The organism is Streptomyces sp. NPDC001868, assembly GCF_040297125.1.
Classification (GTDB): domain Bacteria; phylum Actinomycetota; class Actinomycetes; order Streptomycetales; family Streptomycetaceae; genus Streptomyces.
Genome location: NZ_JBEOYO010000077.1, coordinates 13,083 through 37,074, shown reverse-complemented (window position 1 = coordinate 37,074; position 23,992 = coordinate 13,083). Strand labels below are relative to the sequence as shown.

The 23,992-nt window shown below is 70.7% G+C and carries 17 protein-coding genes; 9 read left to right on the top strand and 8 right to left on the bottom strand.

The features are described 5' to 3' along the window. Nucleotides 1–78: 78 nt before the first annotated feature. From ABT147_RS43600 to ABT147_RS43590, 3 genes are read right to left on the bottom strand one after another with little or no spacing between them, the layout of a single operon-like run. Nucleotides 79–1,056, bottom strand: a complete 978-nt coding sequence (locus ABT147_RS43600) for a polyprenyl synthetase family protein (RefSeq protein WP_351417278.1) — start codon at nucleotides 1,054–1,056, stop codon at nucleotides 79–81. After that, nucleotides 1,053–1,760 (bottom strand): 4'-phosphopantetheinyl transferase family protein, encoded by a 708-nt coding sequence (locus ABT147_RS43595; RefSeq protein ID WP_351417276.1) that lies wholly within the window; start codon nucleotides 1,758–1,760, stop codon nucleotides 1,053–1,055. The genes ABT147_RS43600 and ABT147_RS43595 overlap by 4 nt, the downstream gene beginning before the upstream one ends. Then, on the bottom strand, nucleotides 1,705–2,643 hold the full coding sequence (locus ABT147_RS43590) for a metallophosphoesterase family protein (RefSeq protein ID WP_502983268.1): 939 nt from the start codon (nucleotides 2,641–2,643) through the stop codon (nucleotides 1,705–1,707). Before ABT147_RS43590 ends, ABT147_RS43595 begins: the two co-directional genes overlap by 56 nt. Nucleotides 2,644–2,894: 251 nt before the next feature. Between ABT147_RS43590 and ABT147_RS43585 the strand changes: the two genes are divergently transcribed. Next, nucleotides 2,895–4,052, top strand: a complete 1,158-nt coding sequence (locus ABT147_RS43585) for an ATP-grasp domain-containing protein (protein WP_351417271.1) — start codon at nucleotides 2,895–2,897, stop codon at nucleotides 4,050–4,052. A gap of 150 nt (nucleotides 4,053–4,202) precedes the next feature. On the opposite strand, the gene ABT147_RS43580 is transcribed toward ABT147_RS43585, so the two are convergent. The 4 genes from ABT147_RS43580 to ABT147_RS43565 form a co-directional block, all read right to left on the bottom strand. Further along, complete coding sequence (locus ABT147_RS43580; protein WP_351417268.1) at nucleotides 4,203–5,084, bottom strand: sulfotransferase family protein; 882 nt, start codon at nucleotides 5,082–5,084, stop codon at nucleotides 4,203–4,205. 140 nt (nucleotides 5,085–5,224) lie between these two features. Further along, nucleotides 5,225–8,272 carry an alpha-mannosidase gene (locus tag ABT147_RS43575; protein ID WP_351417266.1) on the bottom strand — a complete coding sequence of 1,016 codons (3,048 nt, stop codon included), beginning with the start codon at nucleotides 8,270–8,272 and terminating at the stop codon, nucleotides 5,225–5,227. 57 nt (nucleotides 8,273–8,329) lie between these two features. Beyond that, entirely contained in the window at nucleotides 8,330–9,670 is a 1,341-nt protein-coding gene (locus ABT147_RS43570; protein WP_351417263.1) for a 6-phospho-beta-glucosidase, read from the bottom strand. A 76-nt stretch (nucleotides 9,671–9,746) separates the two neighbouring features. Next, on the bottom strand, nucleotides 9,747–10,496 hold the full coding sequence (locus ABT147_RS43565; RefSeq protein WP_351417286.1) for a DeoR/GlpR family DNA-binding transcription regulator: 750 nt from the start codon (nucleotides 10,494–10,496) through the stop codon (nucleotides 9,747–9,749). A gap of 150 nt (nucleotides 10,497–10,646) precedes the next feature. Between ABT147_RS43565 and ABT147_RS43560 the strand changes: the two genes are divergently transcribed. From ABT147_RS43560 to ABT147_RS43525, 8 genes are all read left to right on the top strand, one after another. Next, nucleotides 10,647–11,666: a carbohydrate kinase family protein gene (locus ABT147_RS43560; protein ID WP_351417261.1), complete on the top strand. Its 1,020-nt coding sequence runs from the start codon at nucleotides 10,647–10,649 to the stop codon at nucleotides 11,664–11,666. An 80-nt stretch (nucleotides 11,667–11,746) separates the two neighbouring features. Next, entirely contained in the window at nucleotides 11,747–13,027 is a 1,281-nt protein-coding gene (locus tag ABT147_RS43555) for an ABC transporter substrate-binding protein (RefSeq protein WP_351417259.1), read from the top strand. A gap of 124 nt (nucleotides 13,028–13,151) precedes the next feature. Next, nucleotides 13,152–14,036 carry a carbohydrate ABC transporter permease gene (locus ABT147_RS43550; RefSeq protein ID WP_351417284.1) on the top strand — a complete coding sequence of 295 codons (885 nt, stop codon included), beginning with the start codon at nucleotides 13,152–13,154 and terminating at the stop codon, nucleotides 14,034–14,036. Next, complete coding sequence (locus ABT147_RS43545; protein WP_351417256.1) at nucleotides 14,033–14,902, top strand: carbohydrate ABC transporter permease; 870 nt, start codon at nucleotides 14,033–14,035, stop codon at nucleotides 14,900–14,902. The genes ABT147_RS43550 and ABT147_RS43545 overlap by 4 nt, the downstream gene beginning before the upstream one ends. A 22-nt stretch (nucleotides 14,903–14,924) precedes the next feature. Continuing rightward, the gene (locus ABT147_RS43540; protein WP_351417253.1) at nucleotides 14,925–15,944 is read left to right on the top strand and encodes an alkaline phosphatase family protein; all 1,020 of its coding nucleotides are present in this window, start codon (nucleotides 14,925–14,927) and stop codon (nucleotides 15,942–15,944) included. After that, complete coding sequence (locus ABT147_RS43535) at nucleotides 15,941–18,913, top strand: glycoside hydrolase family 2 TIM barrel-domain containing protein (RefSeq protein ID WP_351417251.1); 2,973 nt, start codon at nucleotides 15,941–15,943, stop codon at nucleotides 18,911–18,913. The genes ABT147_RS43540 and ABT147_RS43535 overlap by 4 nt, the downstream gene beginning before the upstream one ends. Nucleotides 18,914–18,965: 52 nt before the next feature. After that, nucleotides 18,966–20,828, top strand: coding sequence for a LamG-like jellyroll fold domain-containing protein (locus ABT147_RS43530; protein WP_351417249.1), 1,863 nt, complete (start codon nucleotides 18,966–18,968; stop codon nucleotides 20,826–20,828). 74 nt (nucleotides 20,829–20,902) lie between these two features. Then, nucleotides 20,903–22,591: a PHP domain-containing protein gene (locus tag ABT147_RS43525; protein WP_351417246.1), complete on the top strand. Its 1,689-nt coding sequence runs from the start codon at nucleotides 20,903–20,905 to the stop codon at nucleotides 22,589–22,591. A 100-nt stretch (nucleotides 22,592–22,691) separates the two neighbouring features. On the opposite strand, the gene ABT147_RS43520 is transcribed toward ABT147_RS43525, so the two are convergent. Beyond that, the gene (locus ABT147_RS43520; protein WP_351417243.1) at nucleotides 22,692–23,837 is read right to left on the bottom strand and encodes a helix-turn-helix domain-containing protein; all 1,146 of its coding nucleotides are present in this window, start codon (nucleotides 23,835–23,837) and stop codon (nucleotides 22,692–22,694) included. Nucleotides 23,838–23,992 lie beyond the last annotated feature (155 nt).

Sequence of the window (23,992 nt, the reverse complement as noted above, 5' to 3'; positions counted from 1 at the left end):
CCCCGTGCTCCCCGCCGTCATCGGCGTCATCCTCGGCCCCAACGCCGAGCAACAGATGGACCGCCGCCGGTCTTCGGCCTAGGTCAGGTACATCCCGGCGGCCTGGTCCACGAGTTGCCGCAGGGCCGGCAGATGGGTCTCGTCACCGCCGAGTTCGTCGAGCACGCGGTGCGTGTCGTCGCGGAACGCCGCGAGGTCCTTCTCGAAACGGCGGAGCACGGCGGGGGCGAGCAGCAGCGCGCGGAGTTCCGCGCGGGCCGGTTCGGAATCGCCCGCGGCGCGGCGGAGTTCCGTGATCCGTGCCCTCGTCCCGGGCGGATTCTCCTCCAGGGCGCAGGCGAGGAGATAGGTGGTCGTGCCGTTGCGCAGGTCCTCGTCGCGGCCGGAGAGCAGATCCTCCTGGTCGTTGAAGAGCTGCCAGAGAATGCCGAAGGCGTCGCCGAATTCCCGCCACCGTTCCGTGCGTTCGGTCGCGGCGCCGGAGAGGATCGCGGCCATCGCCGTGATCATTCCGAAAGGGACACCGGATTTCCCGTGATAGGCCGCGACGACCTCGTCCGGCGAGGCTCCGCGCACATCGCTGCGCAGATCCCGCAACTGACCTTCCACGGCGTCGATACAGCCGTTGACGATCTCACCGGTGAGTGCGTTGCGTACCGCGTCCGGGACCGGCTGGGCCTGGACGATCCTGATGGGAAGGGCCTGTCCGCCGAGGAGGGACGCCAACAGCGCCTCGTTCGTGCCGAGTCCGGCGGGGGTGTGCGTGCCGTGGCCGTCGGCGAGGTCGTCGAGATAGCACGCGGAGGTCCACCACAGGACGTGCACGGCGGCCAGGGGAAGGGCCGGTGCGAGGGTGCCCGTCTCGGCGCCGTGCACGAGGAGCGGGAGCACGGACAGCGGGTATTTCATCCGCTGATGGTCCAGCAGCCCGGATATCGAGTTCCGCACCGCTCCGGACGAGGGCCCGAGACCCTCCAGGGCGGCCGCTATCTCCGCGTCGATGTCCGGCGACACCTGTCTGTGCAGCTCTAAGTACGAATACGAAAGGGAGTTCATATGGCGTCCTCGACGTCCGTGGGGAAGGGAACCGAAACCGCCGTCGCCACCAGCCCCCGCCGGACGGTCCAGCGTCCGTCGAAGGCGTCGACACGACGACCGTCCACCACCGGTCCGGGCACGAGGAGTTCGGCGCGCAGTGCGCCGGAGAGCCCGCCGGGGTCGACGGTCACCTCGATGTCGGCCTCCGAGAAGTCCAGCCACAGCCCGGTGAGCGGGAACCATGCCTTGTAGACGGACTCCTTGGCGCTGAAGAGCAGCCGGTCCCAGTGGACCGAGGGGTGGTCGGCGGTCAGACGGCGCAGTCGGATCTCCTCCGCGGGGAGGGCGATCGCCGTCAGGACGCCCTCGGGCAGGGCGTCATGGGGTTCGGCGTCGATGCCGAGGGAGGCGAGGTCGGTGACGCGGACCAGGGCGGCGGCCGCGTACCCCTCGCAGTGGGTCATGCTGCCGGTCAGCCCGTCCGGCCAGCCGGGGGCGCCGCGTTCGCCGGGCACGATCGCCCGCGGCGGCACACCGAGCTTCTCCATGGCACGCCGGGCGCAGGCGCGGACGACGGTGAACTCGCGGCGCCGCTTGGGCACCGCGCGCGCCACGACCGCCTCCTCCTCGGGGTACAGCTCGATCCCCTCGACGGCCGCGGCCGCGTCATGGGCGTGCGCCTCCACGACCACGACCGCTCCCGGGAGCAGTTCCTCGATCACCGGCTCGGACCTCCATCGGCAGAATGCGGCGCAGCCTGCCCGGCGGTCCCGGGCGCGGCCGCCACTCGCGGGGGTAACCCACGGACACCTCTTCGAACCGGACTCCGTCCAGCCAGGTGGTCCGGGGGATGTGCAGATGGCCGTAGACCATCACCTCGACGTTGAAACGCCGGTGCCAGTCGGCGGTCAGCTCGGTGCCGCACCACATGGCGAACTCGGGGTAGTGCAGGACGTCCGTCGGATGCCGGTCCAGGGGGTAGTGGTTGACCAGCACCGTGGGCAGGTCGGGCGGCAGTTCGGCGAGCCTGCGTTCGGTCTCGGCGACCCGGGCGCGGCACCAGTCGTCGCGGCTCGCGTACGGGTCGGGGTGGAGCACGTGCTCGTCGGTGCAGACCACGCCGGTGCCGTGCGCGTACGCCAGGCCCTCGTCCTTCGTCGCGCAGCCCTTGGGCAGGAACGAGTAGTCGTACAACAGGAACAGCGGTGCGATCACCACCGGGCCGTCCGGTCCCTCCCAGCGGGGGTACGGGTCCTCCGGAGTGACGACGCCCAGCTCCCGGCAGAGGGCGACCAGATGCTCGTACCGCTCGACGCCCCGGTACGGGACGGTCTCGCTGGGGTGGGTCCACAGCTCGTGGTTGCCCGGTGCCCACACGACCTTGGCGAAGCGGCCGGCGAGTGTCTCCAGGGCCCAGCGGATGTCGGCGACGGACTCCGAGACGTCACCGGCCACGAGGAGCCAGTCGTCGTCGGTCTCGGGGCGCATCGCCTCGACCAGGGCGCGATTCTCGGGATAGCCGATGTGCAGATCACTGATGGCCAGCAGATTTCCGTGACGGCCGACCCTCGACTCCACCCGAGCTCCCTCCAGAACACCGAACATCAACACGAGAACACACGGGCGTACCGGTGGACAAGACCGACCTGCCGAGCCGTCGGACGCGCGTCCCGCCGCGCCCGCCGCACAAGGATTAACACGCGCGTGACAGAAACAGGGGTCCCAGTGGCCGTATGATCCGTCCTACACCACCGCCACACCTCTCTTTCGCGTACGGCGGTTCGGCGTACCTCCATCCCCCCTGGCCGGGCACGGCCTGCTCCGCTGTGCCCGCGAACCCTTGAAAGGCGGCCTGCATGGTCTCTCGCGTACGCGTCTGGCTCAACCGCACGTACGCGGAGAACGTCTTCTTCATGGATCAGCTGCGGCATAATCCGCACGCTCGTCCGGTGGACATCCATGCCACGCACGGTGACGCCGACTCCCCCGTACTGGCCGCCGCCGACACCGCCGACCTGGAGCCCGAGGGTCTCTCCCCCGCCGCGTACGTGGAGTACGCGCTCGACCAGTGCGCCAAGCGCGGCATCGACGTGTTCGTGCCCCGGCTGCACCAGGCGGCCCTCGCCGCGCATCGCGAGGAGTTCGCGGCCGTCGGTACGGCCCTGCTGGCGCCGCCCGCCGAGGCCATCGAGGTCTTCGAGGACAAGGTGACCGCGTACGAGGCGGTCCAGGAGCACGGGGTTCCGGTGCCGCCGTGGTTCCGGGTGACGAACGCCGACGAACTCGTCGCAGCGGTCGACGAGTTGGAGGACGCCGGGCACCGTGCGTGCTTCAAGCCGGCGGCCGGGGCGGGTGGTGTGGGCTTCCGTGTCGTCACGCGCGCCCCCTTCTCGCTCTCGCACCTCAGCGGGTTCCCGAGCCCGTATGTGCAGCTCGACATGGTCGTCGAGGCGGTGCGGGCGGCCGAGGAACCGGTCGACTGGATGGTGATGCCGCGTCTGGAGCAGCCGGAGGTGTCCGTCGACTGCCTCACCGGTCCCGACGGGCGGGTCCGGATGGCCGTGGGCCGCACCAAGAACGGCCGGCGTCGTGGCTTCAGCCAGAACCCGGCGTGGATCGAGCCCGCGCGGCGGATCGCGGAGCGGTTCGGGCTGCACTATCTGACGAACATCCAGTTCCGGATGTACGGCGACGAGCCGGTGCTCATGGATGTCAACACGCGTCCGGCGGGTGGGCTGCATCAGCTGGCGCTGTGCGGGATCAACGCGCCTTGGGCGGCTGTGCGGTTGGCGCTCGGCGAGGAGACCGGGGACGTCGTGCCCACGCGGTTGGGGGAGGACTACACCGTGGTGTCGGGGACTCGGCCGGTGCGGGGGGTGTCGTTGCCGCAGCAGGTGGCCGAGGTGGCGGTCGTGCCGGAGCCGGTTGCTCCGGAGCCGGTGGAGGCGCGTCCCTTGGCCGTCGGGCCCGCCGCGGGCTGCAAGCCTGCCGCCGACCGGCCCCTCGCGGTCTGACCCGACCGGCTTTCCTCGCCCCCGCCGCCCCTACCCGTCCCATCCCCCAGGGGCTGCGCGCCCCTTCGACCCCCGTCACAGACTCGGGGCTCCGCCCCGGACCCCGTTCGCGCAGTTCCCCGCGCCCCTAAAGAGGGGCGCGGGGAGGAGTCAGGTCGGGTAGCCCCAGGCTTCGGCCAACTCTCGTAGGCGGGGCGGGAGTTGTGAGGTGGGGTCGGCTGTGCGGGCCGGTTGGATTCGGCCGGATTTGATGGTGGTGGACCAGTCGCCGAGCTGGGGGCGGAAGGTGCCGTGGTCCTTGGTGCCGTAGTCGAGCATGCCGGGCTCCCAGTCGAGCCCCAGATGGTCACAGATGCCCCGGGTGACCTTCTCGGGCTCGGCGGTCAGCTCCTCGTAACGGATCACATGGACGGGGAGGTTCTGCCGGGCCTCTTCCAACTTCTCGCTGTAGGAGAGGACTTCGGCCCGGATCGCCTCATGGTCCGGGTCGGTGCGCCGGCTCGTGAGGGACTGGACGACCGCGCCGGGGTGACGCAGCAGCAGGATGTAGCGGGCGTTCGGCCAACATCGGTGCAGGCGCGGCCAGATGAGCGTGTTCGGCGGGGTCTTGTCGACGATGACCCGCTTGCCGCTGCGCGTCAGCTCATGGTGCAGGATGCGGTCCCACAGGATGTGCTCCAGCTCGCACTTGTCGAGTTCGAGCGCCTTCATCGCGTCCCCGGTGAAGTCCCGGGAGAGATGGACGTGGACGGTCCGCAGATGCATCTCGTGCGGCGCGCGGATCTGGCTGTGGCTGTTCAGGATGACCCGCAGCAGCGTCGAGCCGGACCGCACCGAGGACAGCACGAACACCGGCGCGTCCACCAGCCGGGCCGCGCGCGGCGCCACGTACGGGGGCTCCGCGGGCGCGATGTCGGTGCGGGGCGCGGGGACGGCGTTCAGCGGCTTGCGCGGCGGGCTCACCGCCTCGGCGATCAGTCTGCCGCGACGCCTCAGCCCCTTGCCGATCGTGGACTTGCGCGGATCACGCACGATGACACCTCACAACTTTCTGCGCACTGTCGCGTTGCCCCGTATCACAGGGGTAGTGGGCGAATTCCAGGTGTCGTGCAGGGAACGCGCAGTGGTCGCGGCGGGCGGTACACCGCCGCGACCAGCAGTTTCACGCTCCCTTAATTTTTCATGACCGCCAGCCGCAGCGTCTGCACCTCGAACGGGCGCAGTGTCACCGGGACGCCGTCGCCGTCCGTGGCCGCCTCCGACAACGGGCGTTCCAGCAGATCGGTGATCTGGGCCCCGGCGAGCGGGAAGCCGGTGCGCAGGACGCCCCGGGCCCGGCCGCCGCTCGACTCGTAGATCCGGACCACGACATCGCCGGAGGCGTCGTCGGCGAGCTTGACCGCCTCGACGGTCACGCCCTCGCCGTCCACGGAGACGACCGGCTCGGGGGCGCCCGCCGCGTCCGCGACACGCAGCGGCAGGTTGAGGGCGTAGCCCTCGGCGACCGCGTCCTCGATGGTCGCGCCGGGGAGGAGCGAGTAGGTGATGCGGTGCTTGCCCTGGTCGGCCTCGGGGTCCGGGATGCGCGGGGCGCGGACCAGGCTGAGGCGGACCGTGGTGGTCGTACCGCCGTCCTCGCGGACCGTACGGGAGATGTCGTGGCCGTAGGTGGAGTCGTTGATCACCGCGACGCCGTAGCCGGGCTCGGCCACGTGCACCCAGCGGTGGCCGGAGACCTCGAAGCGGGCCGCCTCCCAGCTGGTGTTCGTGTGGGTGGGCCGCTGGATGTGGCCGAACTGGATCTCGGCGGAGGAGTGGGCCGCGCGGACGTCGATCGGGAAGCCGGCCTTGAGGAACTTCTCGGCCTCGTGCCAGTCGATGTCCGTCTCGAAGTCGATGCGGGGGCTGCCGGCGCGGAGGGTGATCGTCTGGGTGATCCTTGATCCCTTGCCGAAGCTCCGCTCCACGCGGATCGCGCCGAGGAGGGGGTCCTCCTCGACCACGGTGATCGACTCGGCGTCCAGCAGGTCCGTGTAGCGGTTCTTGTAGTGCTTGTCGACGTCCCAGGCGTCCCAGTAGTTGGGGAGGTCGGTGTGGAGGCGGAGCAGGTTGCCCTTGTCACCGAGGACCTCGCGGTCGGCGACGAGGTCCCTTACGGACGCCAGGGTGCCGTCCTCCGCGATCTCGACACGGACCAGGCCGTTGTCGAGGACGCGGCCGGAGACGGTGACGGGGTGCGGGGAGTCGGTGGCGGCCAGGGGCGCGCTGCCGTTCGCGGGGACCGCCACATACACCGGTGCGCCCGCGGCCGTACGGACCACTTCGGCCCGGTCACGCGGACTCGTGTTGAAGACACGCGAGTCACCGCCGCCGAGCGCCGCGACCGCCTCCGTCGTCAGCTCCTCCAACTCCTTCGCCACCCTCGCGTACTCCGCCTCCGCCTCGCGGTGGACCCACGCGATCGACGAACCCGGCAGGATGTCGTGGAACTGGTGGAGGAGGACCGTCTTCCAGAGGCGGTCGAGCTTCTCGTAGGGGTACGCGTACTCGGGCGCGTGGAGCGCGGCGGTCGTCGCCCACAGTTCCGCCTCGCGGAGTTTGTGTTCGCTGCGGCGGTTGCCCTGCTTGGTGCGAGCCTGGGAGGTGTAGGTGGCGCGGTGGAGTTCGAGGTACAGCTCGCCGTTCCAGACGGGGGCGTCCTCGTACTCGGCGCGGGCCTTGGCGAAGAACTCGTCGGGGTGTTCGACGACGACCTTCGGGGAGCCTTCGAGGTCGGCGAGGCGACGTGCGCGCTCCATGATCTCGCGAGTGGGGCCGCCGCCGCCGTCGCCCCAGCCGAAGGGGGCCAGGGAGCGCGTACCGGCGCCCTTCTCCTGGTAGTTGCGGACCGCGCGGTCCATCTCCTCGCCGCTGAAGCGGGCGTTGTAGGTGTCGACCGGCGGGAAGTGGGTGAAGATGCGGGTGCCGTCGATGCCCTCCCACCAGAAGGTGTGGTGGGGGAACCTGTTGGTCTGGTTCCAGGAGATCTTCTGGGTGAGGAACCAGTCGTTGCCGGCGAGCTTGGCGAGCTGCGGGTAGGAGGCGTTGTAGCCGAAGGAGTCCGGCAGCCAGACGCCCTTGGTCTCGATGCCGAAGTGCTCGATGAAGAACCGCTTGCCGTGGACGAGCTGGCGGGCGATGGCCTCGCCGCCGGGCAGGTTGCCGTCCGACTCGACCCACATGCCGCCGACCGGTACCCACTGGCCCTTGTCGACGGCCTTCTTGATCCGCTCCCAGACCTGCGGGTAGTTGTCGCGCACCCACTCGTACTGGACGGCCTGGGAGCAGGCGAAGATGAAGTCCTCGTACTCGTCGGCCAGCGAGGTCACGTTGGAGAAGGTGCGGGAGGTCTTGCGCTTGGTCTCGCGGATGGGCCAGAGCCAGGCGGAGTCGATGTGGGCGTGGCCGACGCCGGAGATCACATGCGCGCTCGCGTGGGCGGGCTTGGCGAGGACCGGGGCAAGGATCTCGCGGACGGCCGTGGCGCTGCCGGAGACGTCGTCGAGGTCGACGGCGTCCATGGCGCGGTCCAGGGCGTGCAGGATCTCGTGGCGGCGGGGCTCGTGCTCGGCGAGGTGGACCATCAGCTCGCGCAGCACCTGGAGGTCCAGGTCGAGGTGCCAGACCTCCTCGTCGAGGATGGCCAGGTCGGCGCGCTGGAAGGTGTAGAGGGGCTTGTCGCCGGCGGTGAGGATGTCACCCATGGGCGTGATCTTGGAGAAGTTGTCGGCGAGGATGTCGGGGTTGGAGGCCGCCTCGACCAGGTAGTCGATGGTCTCGCCGCCCCGGACGGGGTTGCCGATCGGCACGTACTGGTTGAGCGGGTTGACCGCCTTCAGCGGGGTGCCGTCGGCGAGGTGGACGAGGGCCTCGGCCTGGTTGCCGGGCCAGTCGCCGACGAAGCCGAGGTCGATGACGGCCTCGACGCGGCGGCCCGCCCACTCGGCGGGGACCTGTCCGCGCATCCGGAACCAGGTGGTGCCCCACGGCGGTCCCCAGGGGGTGTCCATCGCGAACGGTGTGTACGAGGCGGCCGCGGCCTCCTCGAAGGGGACGGGCTCGCCCGGCGCCTGCCAGGCCTCGACCTCGAAGGGCACGGAGGCCGCGTAGATGGCGGGCTTGATGCGCTGGGTGTGGACGCGCTCGACGCGTTCCTCGATGCGGCGGCGTTCGTCATGCATGGCCGTACGTCTCCTAGCGGGTGCGGCTGCGGATGAGCAGGGTGAGGCTGCCCAGGGCTACTTGAGGTATCCGAGGCCCGGGTGCACGGCCGTGTAGCCGTCGACCAGTCTGCGGGCGACGTTCACCGAGTCGACCAGCGGGTGCAGGGCGAAGGCCTTCACCGCGGTGGTACGGGAACCCGCCTCGGCGGCGGACAGGACCTCGCGTTCGACGGCCTTGACCGCGCAGACCAGGCCGGTGGCGTGGTCGGGCAGGGGGGCGACGGCGACCGGGTGGGCGCCGTTGGCGTCGACCAGGCAGGGCACCTCGATGACGGCCTCGGTGTCGAGGGCGGAGAGGGTGCCCTGGTTGCGGACGTTGAGGATGAGGGTGGTGCGCTCGTCGCGGGCGATGGCCCGCATCAGGGCGAGGGCGACCTTCTCGTAGCCGCCGGACAGGTCGTCGGCGTCGCGTTCGCCGGCGCCGGCCGTCTCCCGGTTCTCCGACATGTAGGTGGCCTCGCGCTCGGCGCGGGTGCGGTCCCAGGCCTTGAGGGCGTGGGCGTCGGGGCGGCGCATCTCCTCGTAGAAGTGGGCCTGCTGGTCCTTGAGGAAGGCGCCGCGGGTCTTCTCGACCGCCTGGTAGGCGCGGACGGCCTCGCGGTTGAAGTAGTAGTAGTGCAGGTATTCGTTGGGGATCGCGCCGAGGGACTGGAGCCAGTCGACACCGAAGAGCTTGCCCTCCTCGAAGGAGCCGAGGAGGTCGCGGTCGGCGAGCAGGCGCGGGAGTTCGTCGCGGCCGGCGATGTGCAGGCCGCGGACCCAGCCGAGGTGGTTGAGGCCGACGTAGTCGATCCAGGCCTCGGCCGGGTTCGCCGCCCCGAGGACGCGGGCGATGCGGCGGCCGAGGCCGACGGGTGAGTCGCAGATGCCGATGACGCGGTCGCCGAGGTGGCGGGACATGGCCTCGGTGACCAGGCCCGCCGGGTTGGTGAAGTTGATGAGCCAGGCGTCGGGGGCGAGCCGGGCCACCCGCTGGGCGATGTCCACGGCGACCGGCACCGTGCGCAGCCCGTAGGCGATGCCGCCGGCGCCGACGGTCTCCTGGCCGAGGACGCCCTCGTCGAGGGCGACCCGCTCGTCGTTCGCGCGGCCCTCCAGACCGCCGACGCGGATCGCGGAGAAGATGAAGTCGGCGCCGCGCAGGGCCTCGTCGAGGTCGGTGGTGGCGGTCACCTCGGGGGCGTCGGGGACGTCCGCGGCCTGCTCGGCGAGGACGCGGGTGACGGCGGAGAGCCGCTCGGCGTCCAGGTCGTGCAGGACGACATGGGTGACCCGGCCCTCGGCGCGGTCCCCGAGGAGCGCCCCGTACACGAGGGGCACCCGGAATCCTCCGCCGCCCAGAATCGTCAGCTTCACGCAACTACCACCTTTGCCGATCGTGCATTCGTGCGGGCCGTCGCGACACGTGTCAGCCCTCCCGCCCCGGGGGCGGTCATACGGTGACCACTTCGACCCCCGCGTCCTCGAACGACGACCGCGTGCCCGGGTCCACAGACCCGTTGGTCACGACCACGTCGAGTTCCCCGGGACCGCAGACCCGCGCCATTCCCGTACCGGGGAACTTCGCGGAGTCGGCGAGCAGGACGACCTTGTCACCGGCCCTGATCATCGCGCGTTTCACCGGGACCTCGACGACGGTCGTGTCCATCACCTGTCCGCCGGGCCGCACTCCGCTCGTGCCGAGGAAGAGCCAGTCGGCGTGCAGTTGGCGGAGGTTGTCCTCGGTGAGGAAGCCGACGAGGGAACGGTACTCGCGGCGGACCATGCCGCCGAGCAGCACCAGTTCGATGCCCTCGTCGTCGGCCAGCTCCTCGTAGACCACCAGATTGCTGGTGATCACGGTGAGGCGGCGGCCGTGCAGTTGCCGGGCCAGTCGGTAGGCGGTGGTCCCGATGTCGAGCAGCACGGACTGGCCGTCGCGGACCATCGAGGCGGCCTGCGCCGCTATCGCGTCCTTCTCGGCCACCCGTACCTCGGCGACCTCGGCGAAGGGCTGGTCGCCCTCGTCGACGACGGCGCCGCCGTGGACACGGGTGAGCAGCCCCTCCTCCTCCAGCCGGACGAGGTCACGCCGGATGGTGGCGGGGCTCACACCGAGCTGTTCGGACAGGTCGGTGACCGCCGCGGGGCCCCCTGATCTCAGGGCCCGCAGGATGAGTTGGTGTCGTCGCTCTGCCAGCACGCGCTGAACAGTACTCGTCATCCTCAATCATTTCCATGCTCACTTCTGCTCGACTCTTGCCAAACCTCGCGGAGGCGCGCACGATCTGTGCACCGAAATTGAAGACTTTTGAAGAGTGATCCTCAGAAGTCTCGACGAGAGGGTGCACGCGTGGACGACGACCGGCCCGATGCGCTGCTGACCGGGCTGCTCTTCTACGACCTCGTGCTCACGGGGCTGGGAAGGCCGCCCACCGCCGGCGAGGAGATCTGGACCGACGGCATGGGCTGCGGTCCGGGCGGTATCGCCAACCTGGCGGTGGCCGCCGCCCGTTTCGGCCTCAGGACCTCCCTGGCCACGGTCTTCGGCGACGACTACTACGGCGCGTACTGCCGTGAGGTCCTCGCCGGACAGGAGGGCGTCGACCTCTCCCTCTCGCGCACCGCCGACGGCTGGCACACCCCCGTCACCGTCTCCCTGGCGCACGGCCACGACCGCGCCCTCGTCACCCACGGCCAGGAACCGCCGTACTCGCAGGACGTGCTGATGGGCGACCCGCCCGAGTCGCGCACGGCACTCGTGCACATCGAGTCCGAGCCGCGCGAGTGGATCGCCAAGGCCGCCGCGAACGGTACGCACATCTACGCGGACGTCGGCTGGGACCCCACCCAGCAGTGGTCCCGCGATCTGCTCGACCAGCTCGCCCTGTGCCACGCCTTCCTCCCCAACGAGACCGAGGCGATGGCGTACACGCGCACCGACAGCGCGGTCGCCGCGCTCGGCACACTGAGCGAGCTGGTGCCGGTGGCCGTGGTCACCCGCGGCGGCGAGGGCGCGATCGCGGTGGACCAGACGACCGGCGAGTACGCGGAGGTCCCGGCCCTGGACGTCGACGTGCTCGACGCGACGGGCGCCGGCGACGTGTTCGGCGCGAGCTTCGTCGCCGCCTCCCTCGGCGGCTGGCCCCTGGTGGAACGGCTGCGGTTCGCCGTACTCTCCGCCGGACTGTCCGTGGGCCACCACGGCGGAGGCCTGGCGGCGCCCGGCTGGTACGGCGTCGACCGCTGGTGGCGCTCGCTGACCGACCCCGACCTGAGGAAGGCCTACGGCTTCCTCGCCGACCGCATCCCGGCCGACGTAGGCCCACCGGTGCACCACGCCCCGGTCACCCCGCCCGCGCGACTCCCCTGATTCACCGGACCTCGCGCGCCTCTGATCCCCCCAGAAAATTGCCCCGAAGTACCACGAACAGGAACAAACAGGAGTGACCCGTGGACCTTTCTCGTAGAGGCTTCCTCCAGGCTGCCGTGTTCACCGCGGCGGCCTCCGGCCTGACCGTCGCCTGTGGCGGCGACTCGGAATCCGGCGGCACCAAGAACGGCAAGGACCTCACCATGTGGTACTGGGGCGGAGCCCTCAGCGACAAGGTGGTCGCCGAGGCCAAGACGCACTTCAAGAGCCAGATCAAGCTGACGAGTTCCTCCATCGGCGGCGACTTCAAGCAGAAGCTCACCACCACCCTCGCGGCGGGCGGCTCCTCCGTCCCGGACATCACCGGCATCAAGGGCGAGGACATCGCCTCCTTCCTGCCCAACGCCGACCGCTTCCTCGACCTGAACGACCTGGGCTTCAAGAAGATCTCCTCCCAGTACCTGGAGTGGAAGACCAAGCTCGCCCAGACCGAGGACGGCAAGCAGATCGGGTTCCCGATCGACATCGGCCCCACCGCGCTCTTCTACCGCGCGGACCAGTTCGACAAGGCGGGGCTGCCCAGCGACCCGGCCAAGGTCGCCGCCGAGGCGAAGACCTGGGAGGACTACTTCGCGCTCGGCACCGAACTGAAGAAGGCGCTGCCCGGCACCTTCCTGATCAACAACATGGGCTCGGTGTTCAGCATCGCGGTCGGCCAGGGCACCACACGGTTCATCGACAAGGACAACCACTTCATCGGCGACCAGGACCACATCCGCGCCGCCTGGGACAACGCGATCCGCGCCTACACGCTCGGCCTCGACGCCAAGATCAACGACCAGAGCTGGAACGCCGCCGTCGGCAAGAGCCTGACCACCGAGGTCGGCGCCGCCTGGCACGCGCTGGACATCGAGTCGGCCGCGCCGAACACCAAGGGCAAGTGGCGGGTCTGCGCGACCCCGGGCGGGCCGGCCAACCAGGGCGGCTCCTACCTGACGCTGCCCAAGCAGTGCCGGAACCCCGAAGAGGCTTTCAAGATCATCAGCTGGATCCTCAGCCCCGACAACAACGCCAAGAGCTTCACCGACGCCGCGATCTTCCCCGCCTCCCCGGAGACGTACGCGATGCCGGCCATGACGGGCCCCGACGCCTTCTTCGGCGGACAGAAGATCATCGAGGTCTTCGGCCCGGCCGCCGAGGCCATCCCCGTGAGCTACGAGGCCCCGGCCGACTCGGCGGTCATGGCCCCCTTCATGGCCGAGCTGACCAGCATCGAGGCCAAGGGCAAGAAGCCCGACGACGCCTGGAAGGACGCGGTCTCCCAGGCCAAGCAGATCGCCAGGCGACAGGGGGTGAACTGAGGTGTCATCACCTCCGGTCACCGGCCCCGCCACGGTGCCTGAGCACCGTGGCGGGCCGGGCCCGGCCCGCTTCCGCCCGCGGCGCACCCCGCCCGCGGGCGTCGCGCGGCCCAAGCGTCGCGGGGTGCTGTCGTACTGGCGGCAGTACCTGGCGATCTCGCCCTTCTATCTGATCTTCATCGTCTTCTCGTTCGTCCCCGTCTTCTATTCGCTGTATCTGTCCTTCCAGCGCTACGACGGCCTGGGCACCAAGCAGTTCGTGGGCCTCCAGCAGTTCGAGTTCCTCTGGAGCGACCCGGTCTTCTGGCTCTCGATCCGCAACACCCTGATCATCTGGGTCCTGTCCACCGTCCCCACGCTCTTCGGCGCCCTGGTCCTGGCGACGTTGCTGCACTCGGTGCGCCGCTTCAAGGGCTTCTACCGCATCGCCCTCTACGTCCCGAACGTGACGTCGATCGTGGCCGTGGCGATCTTCTTCGGCGCGGTGTTCAGCAATGACTTCGGCCTGGTCAACGCGATCCTGGGCATGGTCGGCATCTCCCCTGTGCCCTGGCTGAGCAACCCCTGGCTGATCAAGGTGGTCATCGCCCTGCTGATGACCTGGATGTGGACCGGCTACAACATGATCATCTACCTGGCCGGCCTCCAGGCCATCCCCACCTCGGTCTACGAGGCGGCCAGGATGGACGGCGCGGGCCCCATCCGCACCTTCTTCCAGATCACCGTCCCGATCATGCGGCCGATCATCCTGTTCACCGTCGTCATCTCGACCATCAACGGTCTGCAGAGCTTCAGCGAACCCCAGGTCCTCTTCGCCAGCAACGCCGCCAACCAGAACCTCGGCGGCCCGGGCCAGGCGGGTCTGACCACGCTGCTGTACTTCTACCAGTCGGCCTTCCTCGACAACGACTACGGCTACGGCGCGGCCATCGTGTGGGCCTTCTTCGTACTGATCATCGTGCTCGTCGTCATCAACTGGCGCATCGTGCAACGAGGGAGGAAGTCATGACGACAGCCGTCACGCCGCGGCCGGCCACGGGCACGAAGCGGTCGCGCCGCCCCAAGGGCCTGTCCGCGCACGTCTTCCTGATCCTCGCCGTCCTGATCTCGGTCTTCCCGTTCGTGTGGACGATCGTGATGGCGACCAACACCACCCGTGACATCTACAAGAGCCCACCGAAGTTGACCTTCGGCTCCCATCTCCTGGAGAACGTCCGGGGTGTGCTCGACACGGTCGACTTCTTCGGGTCGATGCTCAACACGATCGTCATCGCCTGTGTCACCACGGTCCTGGTGCTGTTCGTCGACTCCCTCGCGGCCTTCGCCTTCGCCAAGTTCGAGTTCCCCGGGCGCAAGATCCTGTTCGCCACCCTGCTGGTGTTCATGATGCTGCCGCTCCAGCTGGCCGTCCTGCCGCAGTTCATCCTGATGTCCGAGCTCGGCTGGGTCGGCATGCTCAAGGCGCTGGTCTGGCCCGCCCTCTCCAACGCCTTCGGCATCTTCTGGCTGCGCCAGTACATCGAGAACGGGGTGCCCGACGAACTGCTGGACGCGGCACGCATCGACGGCGCCGGCTTCTTCCGTCAGTACTGGAACGTCGCGCTGCCGATGATCAAGCCCGCGTTGTCCTTCCTCGCCATCTACGCCTTCGTCGGCGCCTGGAACGACTACGTCTGGCCCCTCATCGTGCTGACCAACCCCGACCACGTCACGCTCCAGGTGGAGCTGGCGCAGCTCAACGTCGGCCACAACACCAACTACAGCATGGTCATGGCCGGTGTTCTCATGGCGTCCATCCCGCTGGTCGTGGTCTTCGCGATCTTCGCGCGCGGGTTCATCGCGGGCGCCACCGAGGGCGCGGTACAGGGCAGCTGACCGCTTCCGGGAGAGGTGCGCGATGGTGGACGCGGGCGGATCGGTACGGCCGGGGCGCGGCAAGGTGCTCGTGGTGGGGATGGACGGGGTGCGTTACGACCGGCTGCCCCTCCCCCGGTCTCCGGCCGGGGCGGTCCCCGGCCCGCCGCGCCCGCCGGCCACGGCGCCCGTGCTGCACGCGCTGATGGCCTCGGGCGCCCACGGCAGCAGCCTGCTGCCTTACGGCGAGGTGGACGGCCAGGCCGAGGGCGGGCCGTCCACCAGCATGGCCTACACCGACTCCGGCCCCGGCTGGTCGAGCGTGCTGACCGGGGTGTGGCCCGACGGGCACGGGGTGACCGGCAACGACTTCACCGGCGCCGACTACGCCCGCCACCCCGACTTCCTCAGCCGGGCCGCCACCGCGCGGCCCGGTCTGCGCACGCTGGCCGCGGTGTCCTGGCCGGAACTGGTCGACCGCGGCACCCTGGGCCCCGCCATCGGTGAGCGTGTGCGGTACGACGGGGAGTCCGACGGCTACGAGGCCGCCGACCGGCTCGTCGCCGACGCCGCCGTGCGCCGGCTCACGGAGGAGGACCCGGACGCCGTGTTCGTGTACTTCGGCGCCACCGACGAGGCCGGGCACACCACGGGCCCGCTCGGTCCCGCCTACGACCGGGCCCTCCTCGCCCAGGACGCCCATCTCGGGCGGCTGCTGGACACGATCGACGCCCGGCGCCGCGACCCCGCCCGGGCGGACGAGCACTGGACGGTCCTGGTCACCACCGACCACGGCCACCTCGACGCCGGCGGCCACGGCGGCGACACGCGCGCCGAGCGGGAGGTCTTCGTCGTCCTCGCCGAGCCGGGGATGCCCGGCGGCGGACTGCTGGACACACCCCGCCTCATCGACATCGCCCCCACCGTCCTGGACCGTCTCGGCATCCCCGTCGACCCCGCCTGGGGCCTGCGGGGCCGCGTCCTGCCCCGGCCGGCCACCTCCGCCTTGTCACCCTCGTCCCTCTTGTCCCCCTCGTCACCGCCTACTTCGGAACGGTCATGACCGACGCACTCTTCGTCCTGCGCCCCTGGGAGTCACCCGAGGTGACCTCCTGGGGGCGGCTGCCCATGAACGCCGTCGACCGGCGGGACCGGGCGCTGTCGCTCGACGGCCGGTGGCGGTTCCAGCTGCTGCCGTCGCCCGAGCGGGAACCCGGCCCCGGCTGGTCCTGGGCCGAACTCCCCGGTTCCTGGGCCCTCCAGGTGGCGCAGGACCCGCCGCAGTACACCAACGTCCGGATGCCGTGGCCCCAGTTCCCGCCGGACTCTCCGCCCGAGAACCCGACCGGTGTGTACGAGCGGGAGGTCGACATACCCGCCGACTGGGCCGGCCGCCGGATCGTGCTGCACGTCGGCGCCGCCGAGAGCGTGCTGCTCGTCCATGTGGACGGGCGGCCCGCCGGTGTCTCCAAGGACTCCCATCTGGCCGCCGAGTTCGACCTCTCCGGCCTGGTCCGCCCCGGGGAGAGGGCCACCGTGCGGCTCACGGTGGTGAAGTGGTCCGACGCCGCGCACATCGAGGACCAGGACCAGTGGTGGCTCGGCGGCATCACCCGCCCGGTGCTGCTGTACGCCACCGATCCGCTGTATCTCGCGGACGTGACCGTACGGGCCCACCGGGACGGGGAGCTGCGGGTGGACTGCCGGGTGCGCTCGGCGGCGGGGACGGCGACGGGCGCGCTGCCCGCCGGGTGGTACGTCGGCGGGGAGCTGAACGGTCCGGAACTGGACGGTCTGGAGCTGGCCCAGGACCGGGAGTTCGACCGGTTCAACGCGCAGGACGAGCGGGTCTCCGACTTCCTCGGCGAGGCCCGGATGGGGACGGTCGTCCCCGGCGTACGGACCTGGAACGCCGAGACCCCCGTGCTGTACGACCTCACCGTCCGGCTGCACCGCGCCGACGGCACGGTCGCCGACACCTCGCACCACCGGGTCGGCTTCCGCGACGTCGAGATCCGGGGCCGGGATCTGCTGGTCAACGGGGAGCGCGTCTACATCCGGGGCGTGAACCGGCACGACTTCCATCCGCTGACCGGCCGGACGGTGTCGTACGAGGACATGCGCGCCGATCTGCTGACGCTGAAGCGGTTCGGCTTCAACGCGGTCCGCACCTCGCACTATCCGGGTGACCCGGCCCTGTACGACCTCACGGACGAACTCGGCTTCTACGTCGTCGACGAGGCGGACATCGAGTCGCACGACCACGCCCATGAGATCGCCGACGACCCGCGCTATCTGAACGCGTTCGTGGACCGGGTCTCGCGGATGGTGCTGCGGGACAAGAACCATCCGTCGGTGATCGTCTGGTCGCTGGGCAACGAGTCCGACTACGGGGCGAACCACGACGCGGCGGCCGGCTGGCTGCGACGGCACGACCCGACCCGGCCGGTGCAGTACGAGGGCGCGGCGAAGCTGGACTGGGCGGCCACGGACGACGCCTCCGACATCGCCTGCCCGATGTACGCGCCCATCGAGGACTGTGTGGCGCACGCGCTGTCGGGCGAGCAGACCAGGCCGCTGATCCAGTGCGAGTACTCGCACGCCATGGGCAACAGCAACGGCACCCTCGCCGACACGTGGGCCGCCATCGAGGCAACCCCGGGTCTTCAGGGCGGGTTCATCTGGGAGTTCTGGGACCACGGCATCCTCCAGCATGTGAACGACGGACGACCGGCCGGGCGCGGGGGTACCGGGCTGTACGAGAACGGCGTCGCCGGACCCGGCCTGCGCTGGGCCTACGGCGGCGACTTCGGCGAGACGATCCACGACGGCGCCTTCATCGCCGACGGGGTCGTCTTCCCCGACCGCACGCCCAAGCCGGTGATGTTCGAGCACCGGGAGATCGCCGCCCCGGTGCGGCTGTCCGTGGAGGGCGAGGGCACCTGGCGGGTGCTGCGGGTGCACAACCGGCAGCACTTCCGCGATCTGTCGTGGCTGGCCGCCGAGTGGGAGTTCACGGCGGCCGACGGCGGCACCTGGACGCTGCCGGCCCGGCTGCCCGACGTACCGCCCGGCGGCTCGGCCGTCATCGACCGGCCCGAGGTGCCGGGCGGGGCGGGCGAGGTCTGGCTGACGCTGCGGGTGACGACGGCCGCCGACGAACCCTGGGCGCCGCGCGGCACCGAGGTGTGCCTCCCCCAGGTCCAGTGGTACGAGCCGGACGAGGGCGAGCCGGTGGTGGGCGCCGAGGAGGACCTCGGGCACATCCCGCCGCCGGAGACCGACGAGGCCGGGCTGCTGCTGCACCCGCTGCTCGCCTCCCCGCCGGTGCTCAGCCTGTGGCGGGCCCCGACCGACAACGACGTCCTCGGCGGCATGGCCGAGCGCTGGCGCACGCTGGGCCTGGACCGCGCCGAGCGCGAGCTGGTCGCCATGGAGCGCAAGGGGTCGACCGTACGGGTCCGGTCCCGGTGGGCGACGGGTGCCGGGGCCGTCGAGCACGAGCAGGCGTTCACGGCGCTGGTGGACGGCCGGGTGCTCGTCGAGGAGACGGCCGTCCTGCCCGAGGAGCTGACGGACGTGGCCCGGGTGGGCACGGTGTTCGAGACCGGCGCCGGCTTCGACCGCCTCGCCTGGTACGGGCAGGGCCCCTGGGAAAGCTACCCGGACCGTGCGGCCGGTGCGCCCGTCGGTCATCACTCGGCCCCCGTGGACGGGCTGTTCACCCCTTATCTGCGACCGCAGGAGAGCGGGGGCCGGCACGGAGTACGGCACTTCACGCTCTCCGGCGACGACCATGTGCTGTCGGTACGGCTGGACGGACCCCGCCAGGTCTCGGTCACCCGTCACCGCGCGGAGGACCTCACCGCCGCCGCGCACCACGACGAACTGGCGCCCCGGCCGGGCTGCGTGGTCCACATCGACGCGGCGCACCGGGGACTGGGCACCGCCTCGTGCGGACCCGACACCTCGCCCGAGTATCTCGTCCCGCCGGGCGTCCACCGCTGGTCATGGACGCTGAGGGCCCTCTGATCCCACCCCCCTCCCCCCTTCCTCCTCTCACGGACCTTCCTACGGAGCACACGTGTGTACTTCGCATGAGCACGACCAGGGCGAGGCGGCCCCGCAGGCCGGCGCCGGCCGACGCAACTTCCTGCGGGCGACCGCGCTGATGGGTGCGGCCGCCGCCGTGCTGCCGGCTGCCGGTACCGCGCGGGCCGCCGCCGAGGGCACCGCCGCCGCGCCCACCGGCCGCCGGCGGCCCGACCGGGACAGCCGCCGGTTCACGCTCGCCGTCATGCCCGACACCCAGTACCTCTTCGACGGGCCGAGCATCGACAAGGCGCCCGTCGAGGCGTCGCTGCGCTATCTGCTGGAGGAGGAGCGGGAGGAGAACATCGTCTTCCTCTCCCACCTGGGCGACCTCACCCAGAACGGCGCCAAGGAGGAGTGCGCGGCGATCGGCGAGGCCTTCCGGATCCTCGACCGCAAGGGCGTCGGCTACAGCGTCCTCGCGGGCAACCACGACGTCCGCTCGTCCACCGACGACCAGCGGGGCTCGACCCCGTACCTCGATGTCTTCGGCCCCGCCCGGTTCAAGGGGAAGTCGTCCTTCGGGGGCGCCTCCCCGGACGGCTACAACTCCTTCCACCTCTTCGAGGCGGGCGGCCGGCAGTGGATGGTGCTCGCGCTGGACTGGCGGCTCTCCGCGAAGGGCTTCGCCTGGGCGAAGGACGTCCTGGCCCGGCACCCGAGGACACCGGTCGTCCTCACCACGCACGAGCTGGTCGACGGGGACGACTCCCTCTCGTCGTACGGGCAGACGCTCTGGGACCGGCTGATCAAGGACCACGACCAGATCTTCCTCACCCTCAACGGGCACTACTGGCCGGCGGCGCGCGCGACGCGGAAGAACACCGCCGACAACGATGTCCATCTGCACCTCACCAACTACCAGAACCGGTACTTCGGCGGCGCGGCGATGATCCGCCTGTACCGCTTCGACCTCGACCGGAACACCATCGACGTGGAGACGGTCTCCCCGTGGATCCTGGGCCGGGCAGGCAAGGGGCTCAACGAGCTGGAGCGGCAGGAGAGCGAACTCTCCGGCGACGCCGACCGGTTCACCGTCGACATCGACTTCGAGAAGCGGTTCGCCGGTTTCGCGCCGGTGCCCGCGCGGGCGGCCCGCCCCGTGTCGAAGATGCTGGTGCCCGGCACGGTCGCGTACTGGCGGTTCGACGGGCAGGAGGACGGGGCTGTCGTCAGCGGCACCGTCCGTGACCGCTCGGGGCGCGGCAACGACCTCAGCCTGGTCACGGTCGGCGGCGGCACGCTCACCTGGTCCGCCGACCACCACCCGGACCAGCCCGGCCACGGCAGCCTGGAGTTCCACGGCGGGAAGCCCCCGCTGAAGGGCGCGTATCTGCGGACGGTCGACGGGGCGCCGCTCAACTCGGCGACGTTCGAGGACGGTTACACCATCGAGGCGTTCTACCGGCTGCCCGCCGACTGGAACCCCTCGAACCACGCCTGGGCCGGCGTCCTCGGGCGGACCGGCACCGGCGGCGCGGCGGGCAAGACCGCCGACGACCCGGACGAGCCGTTGGCCACGCTGTCGCTGTCGAACGACCGCGAGCCGCAGTGGGCGGTACGCCCGCTCAACCAGCAGGGCATCGCGACCAACTGGGGCCAGGAGACCCCGTTGGAGACGTGGTGGCACCTGGCGGTCGTCAACGACGGCAAGCACACCACGCTCTACGTCCAGGGCTGCCCGGTGGTACGCAACCCGAAGGCGAACGCCGTCGGGCTGACCTCGGTGGGCCTGCCGTGGATCCTCGGTGGCTACGAGTACGCCGGAAAGATCGACCAGATCCTGCACGGGCGCCTCGGTGACGTCCGCATCGTCGAACGGGCGCTGCCCGTCAAGTCGTTCATGAACCACTGAGACGAACCGCAGAGACGAACCGCAGAGACGAACCGCTGACGCGAACCACTGAGCGCGAAGGAATCCCACAGACCATGTCCGACCTGTCCGGCACACCCGAGCAGCAGTTGCCCACCTGGGCCGATCCGTCCGTCTCCCCCACCGATCTCGACGCGCAAGGGGTGTCGCGGCGCGGCCTCCTGCGCGGCGCGGGCCTGTTCGGGGCCGCCTTCGCGATGGGCTCCGCCGGCGCCCTGGCGGCACCGGCCTCCGCGACGTCCCGTCACTACGGGGGCGAGGACCCACGTCTCGCCTATCTCGTCGGCGACCACCACATCCACACCGTCTACAGCCACGACGCCAAGTACACGTTCTCCCAACTGGCCGCCGCGGGAGCCGAGTACGGCCTCGACTGGATGGTGTTCACCGAGCACTCCAACTTCGGGCACGCCGACTTCGGGGCCGCGCTGGAACACAAGGAGATCCTGAAGGCCCGCGCCGAGAACCCTCGGCAGCTGATCTTCCAGGGCCTGGAGTGGTACATCCCGGCCGCCGAGCACTGCACGGTCTTCACCACCCCCGGCCGGCACGAGGTCGACCTCCTCACCCGCTTCGAGCGCGCCTACGACGGCAAGCTGCTGGGCTACACGGACGGTTCCGCGGGCGGCGCGGACACCGCCCGCAACGAGGCGCACGCCGTCAACGCCATCAAGTGGCTTGCCCAGCAACGCCGTTCGGGCTACGTCGACGACGTCCTCGTCCTCGCCAACCACCCCCTGCGCCTCGGCATCGACTCCCCGCACGAGATGCGGAACTGGCGGGACGCGGCCCCCGAGATCATGATCGGTATGGAGGGCGCGCCCGGTGCCCAGGGCGCGGCGATCCCCGGCTGGCGGGGGACGACCTCGATCCGGGGCGAGTACGAGAACAAGCCGTCGGCCCAGTCCTGGCCCGGCTACCCGGCGGAGGCGTACCTCACCTACGGCGGTTTCGACTGGTCGACGGCGACCGTGGGCGGCCTCTGGGACGCCATGCTGGCCGAGGGCAGACTGTTCTCGATCACCACCAACTCGGACGCCCACCGGATCGTCTTCGACACCTGGAAGAACGGCGACTGGCCGGCCGGGCAGAACTTCGACAACACCGGCAAGCTGCCCGACCCGGTGCACACCGACACCCCGCAGCCCGGCAGCGACTTCTGGCCCGGCCAGTTCAGCCGCACCCATGTCGGCGTCACCCGCTACGGCTACCGCTCGGTGATGGCCGGGCTGCGCGCGGGCCGCGTCTGGGTCGACCACGGCCATCTGCTCGACGGTCTCGACGTCCGGGTGAAGCGCGACCGCGACCACGGGCGCGGTGTCACCCTGGGCGGCCGGCTGCGGGTCCGCAAGGGCGAGAAGCTCACCCTGAACGTGACGGTGACGACCGCGTCCCGCGCCAACCCCCGGGGAATCCTGCCGGAGTTGGCGCATGTCGACGTCATCCGGGGCGCGGTGCGCGGCCCGGTGACCGACCGGGACGCCTGGCGGGCCCCCGCCACCAAGGTCGTCCACACCAAAGACGTGAGCGGCCGCAAGGGCACCTACACCCTGCGCGTCCCGGTCACGGCCGGGGACGAGTCCTTCTACCTCCGGCTGCGCGGCAGCGACGGCAACAGGAACGGCGCCGGCTACCTGGGCGCCTCCGTGGACCCGCACGGCCCGATCCCGCACGCGCCGGGTGACGGGGACCCGTGGGAGGACACCTGGTTCTACTCCAACCCGGTGTTCGTGGACGTGAGTTGAGCATCAGCGCCCTTCAGGGGCGCGGGGGAACTGCGCGACCGGCCGGATCCGGCCCGCAGTTCCCCCGCGCTCCCGGACCACTACGGCGAGGGGACCGACCCTACGGCGAGGGGGACGGACTCGGACTGAACGCCCGGTCGCAGTGCGGCCAGTTGCCGAAGTCCCGCTCCTGGCTCCACAAACGTTTCGCCGCACGGATGTTCCACTCCGGGTCGAGCGCCTTGCGGGGCGTACCGCCCAGTTCCCTCAGCCGGGCGTCGGATATCTGGAACACGCCCCAGTTCCGGGTGCCGTTGGTGTTCGGGAGGATGTGCAGCGGGTCGAGGAAGGACTGGCAGTCGGCGATCGCGACCGCCCGGTCCGGCTCCTCGGTGAACACCTCACGGATCCGCTGCCGCACCTTGTCGGGGTCCCAGGTGTCCATGCGCGCCTCGGACTCGTACAGCGCCTTCTTGGTGGTGTCGCCGACCACGCCGTTGGGCGGTTCGATCCCCGCGAACACCTGGAAGGCGGTCACACGGCGCAGGGTCTGCGGTCCGAAGTCGCCGTCCACGCCGATCACCGCGCCCTTGGTGTGCAGCAGTCGCTGCACCTCGCGGACGCAGGTGTCGTGCTGGCCCATGGCCACCACCTCCCGGCACGCCGCCGAGAAGAGCGGCCGGCTGTCCTTCTTCCGCCCTTCCCCGGCGCCTTTGCCCGCACCGCCGCCGTCCGGGGACGAGCCCGACGGCAGGGTCCAGGCGATCCCGCCGAGGAACAGCACCGACAGCCCGACGGCCACACCGACGCGGATCCGCCGAGCGCGCCACCCCACGGCACCGGAGCCGCGCGAGGGCTCCGACACTTCCGGGGAAGACTCCGAGGGCCCGACGACCGGCTCCGGTGTGGCGGCCTCCGGCTCGGTCGGCGTCGACGGCTTCGCGGACTCCGGCGCCTTGGACTCCGGCTCCTTGGACTCCGGCGCCTTGGACTCCGGCGCCGTGGGCCCCGATTCCGTGAGGGCGGCGTCCGCCACGGCCCACAGGCGGTGCAGCGTCCGTAGCTCCTCCGGGGTGGCACCGCAGGCCACCGCCAGGCGGTGGACGGTGCCGTAGTCCTGCGGGACCGAACCGCCCAGGCAGTAGCGGTGCACGCTGGATCCACTTGTTCCGGCCTTCGCGGCGAGCGCCGCATAACTGAGTCCCGATCGCTCCTTGAGAGAGCGCAGACAGGCGGCGAACCGCTCGGACTCCGTGCACGCGGACACGGGCGTCCCCCCTTTTTCACTTGCTGCCGTGCTGAACGGCGGCGCCGCGCGTGGGTCAGACGGCGGCGCGATGTGTACGGAGATGAGAGAGCGGCCCCCTGGATCCCCCGATCCCCGCACCCGAGCACACTGTGCCAGAAACAGACCGCCGAAAT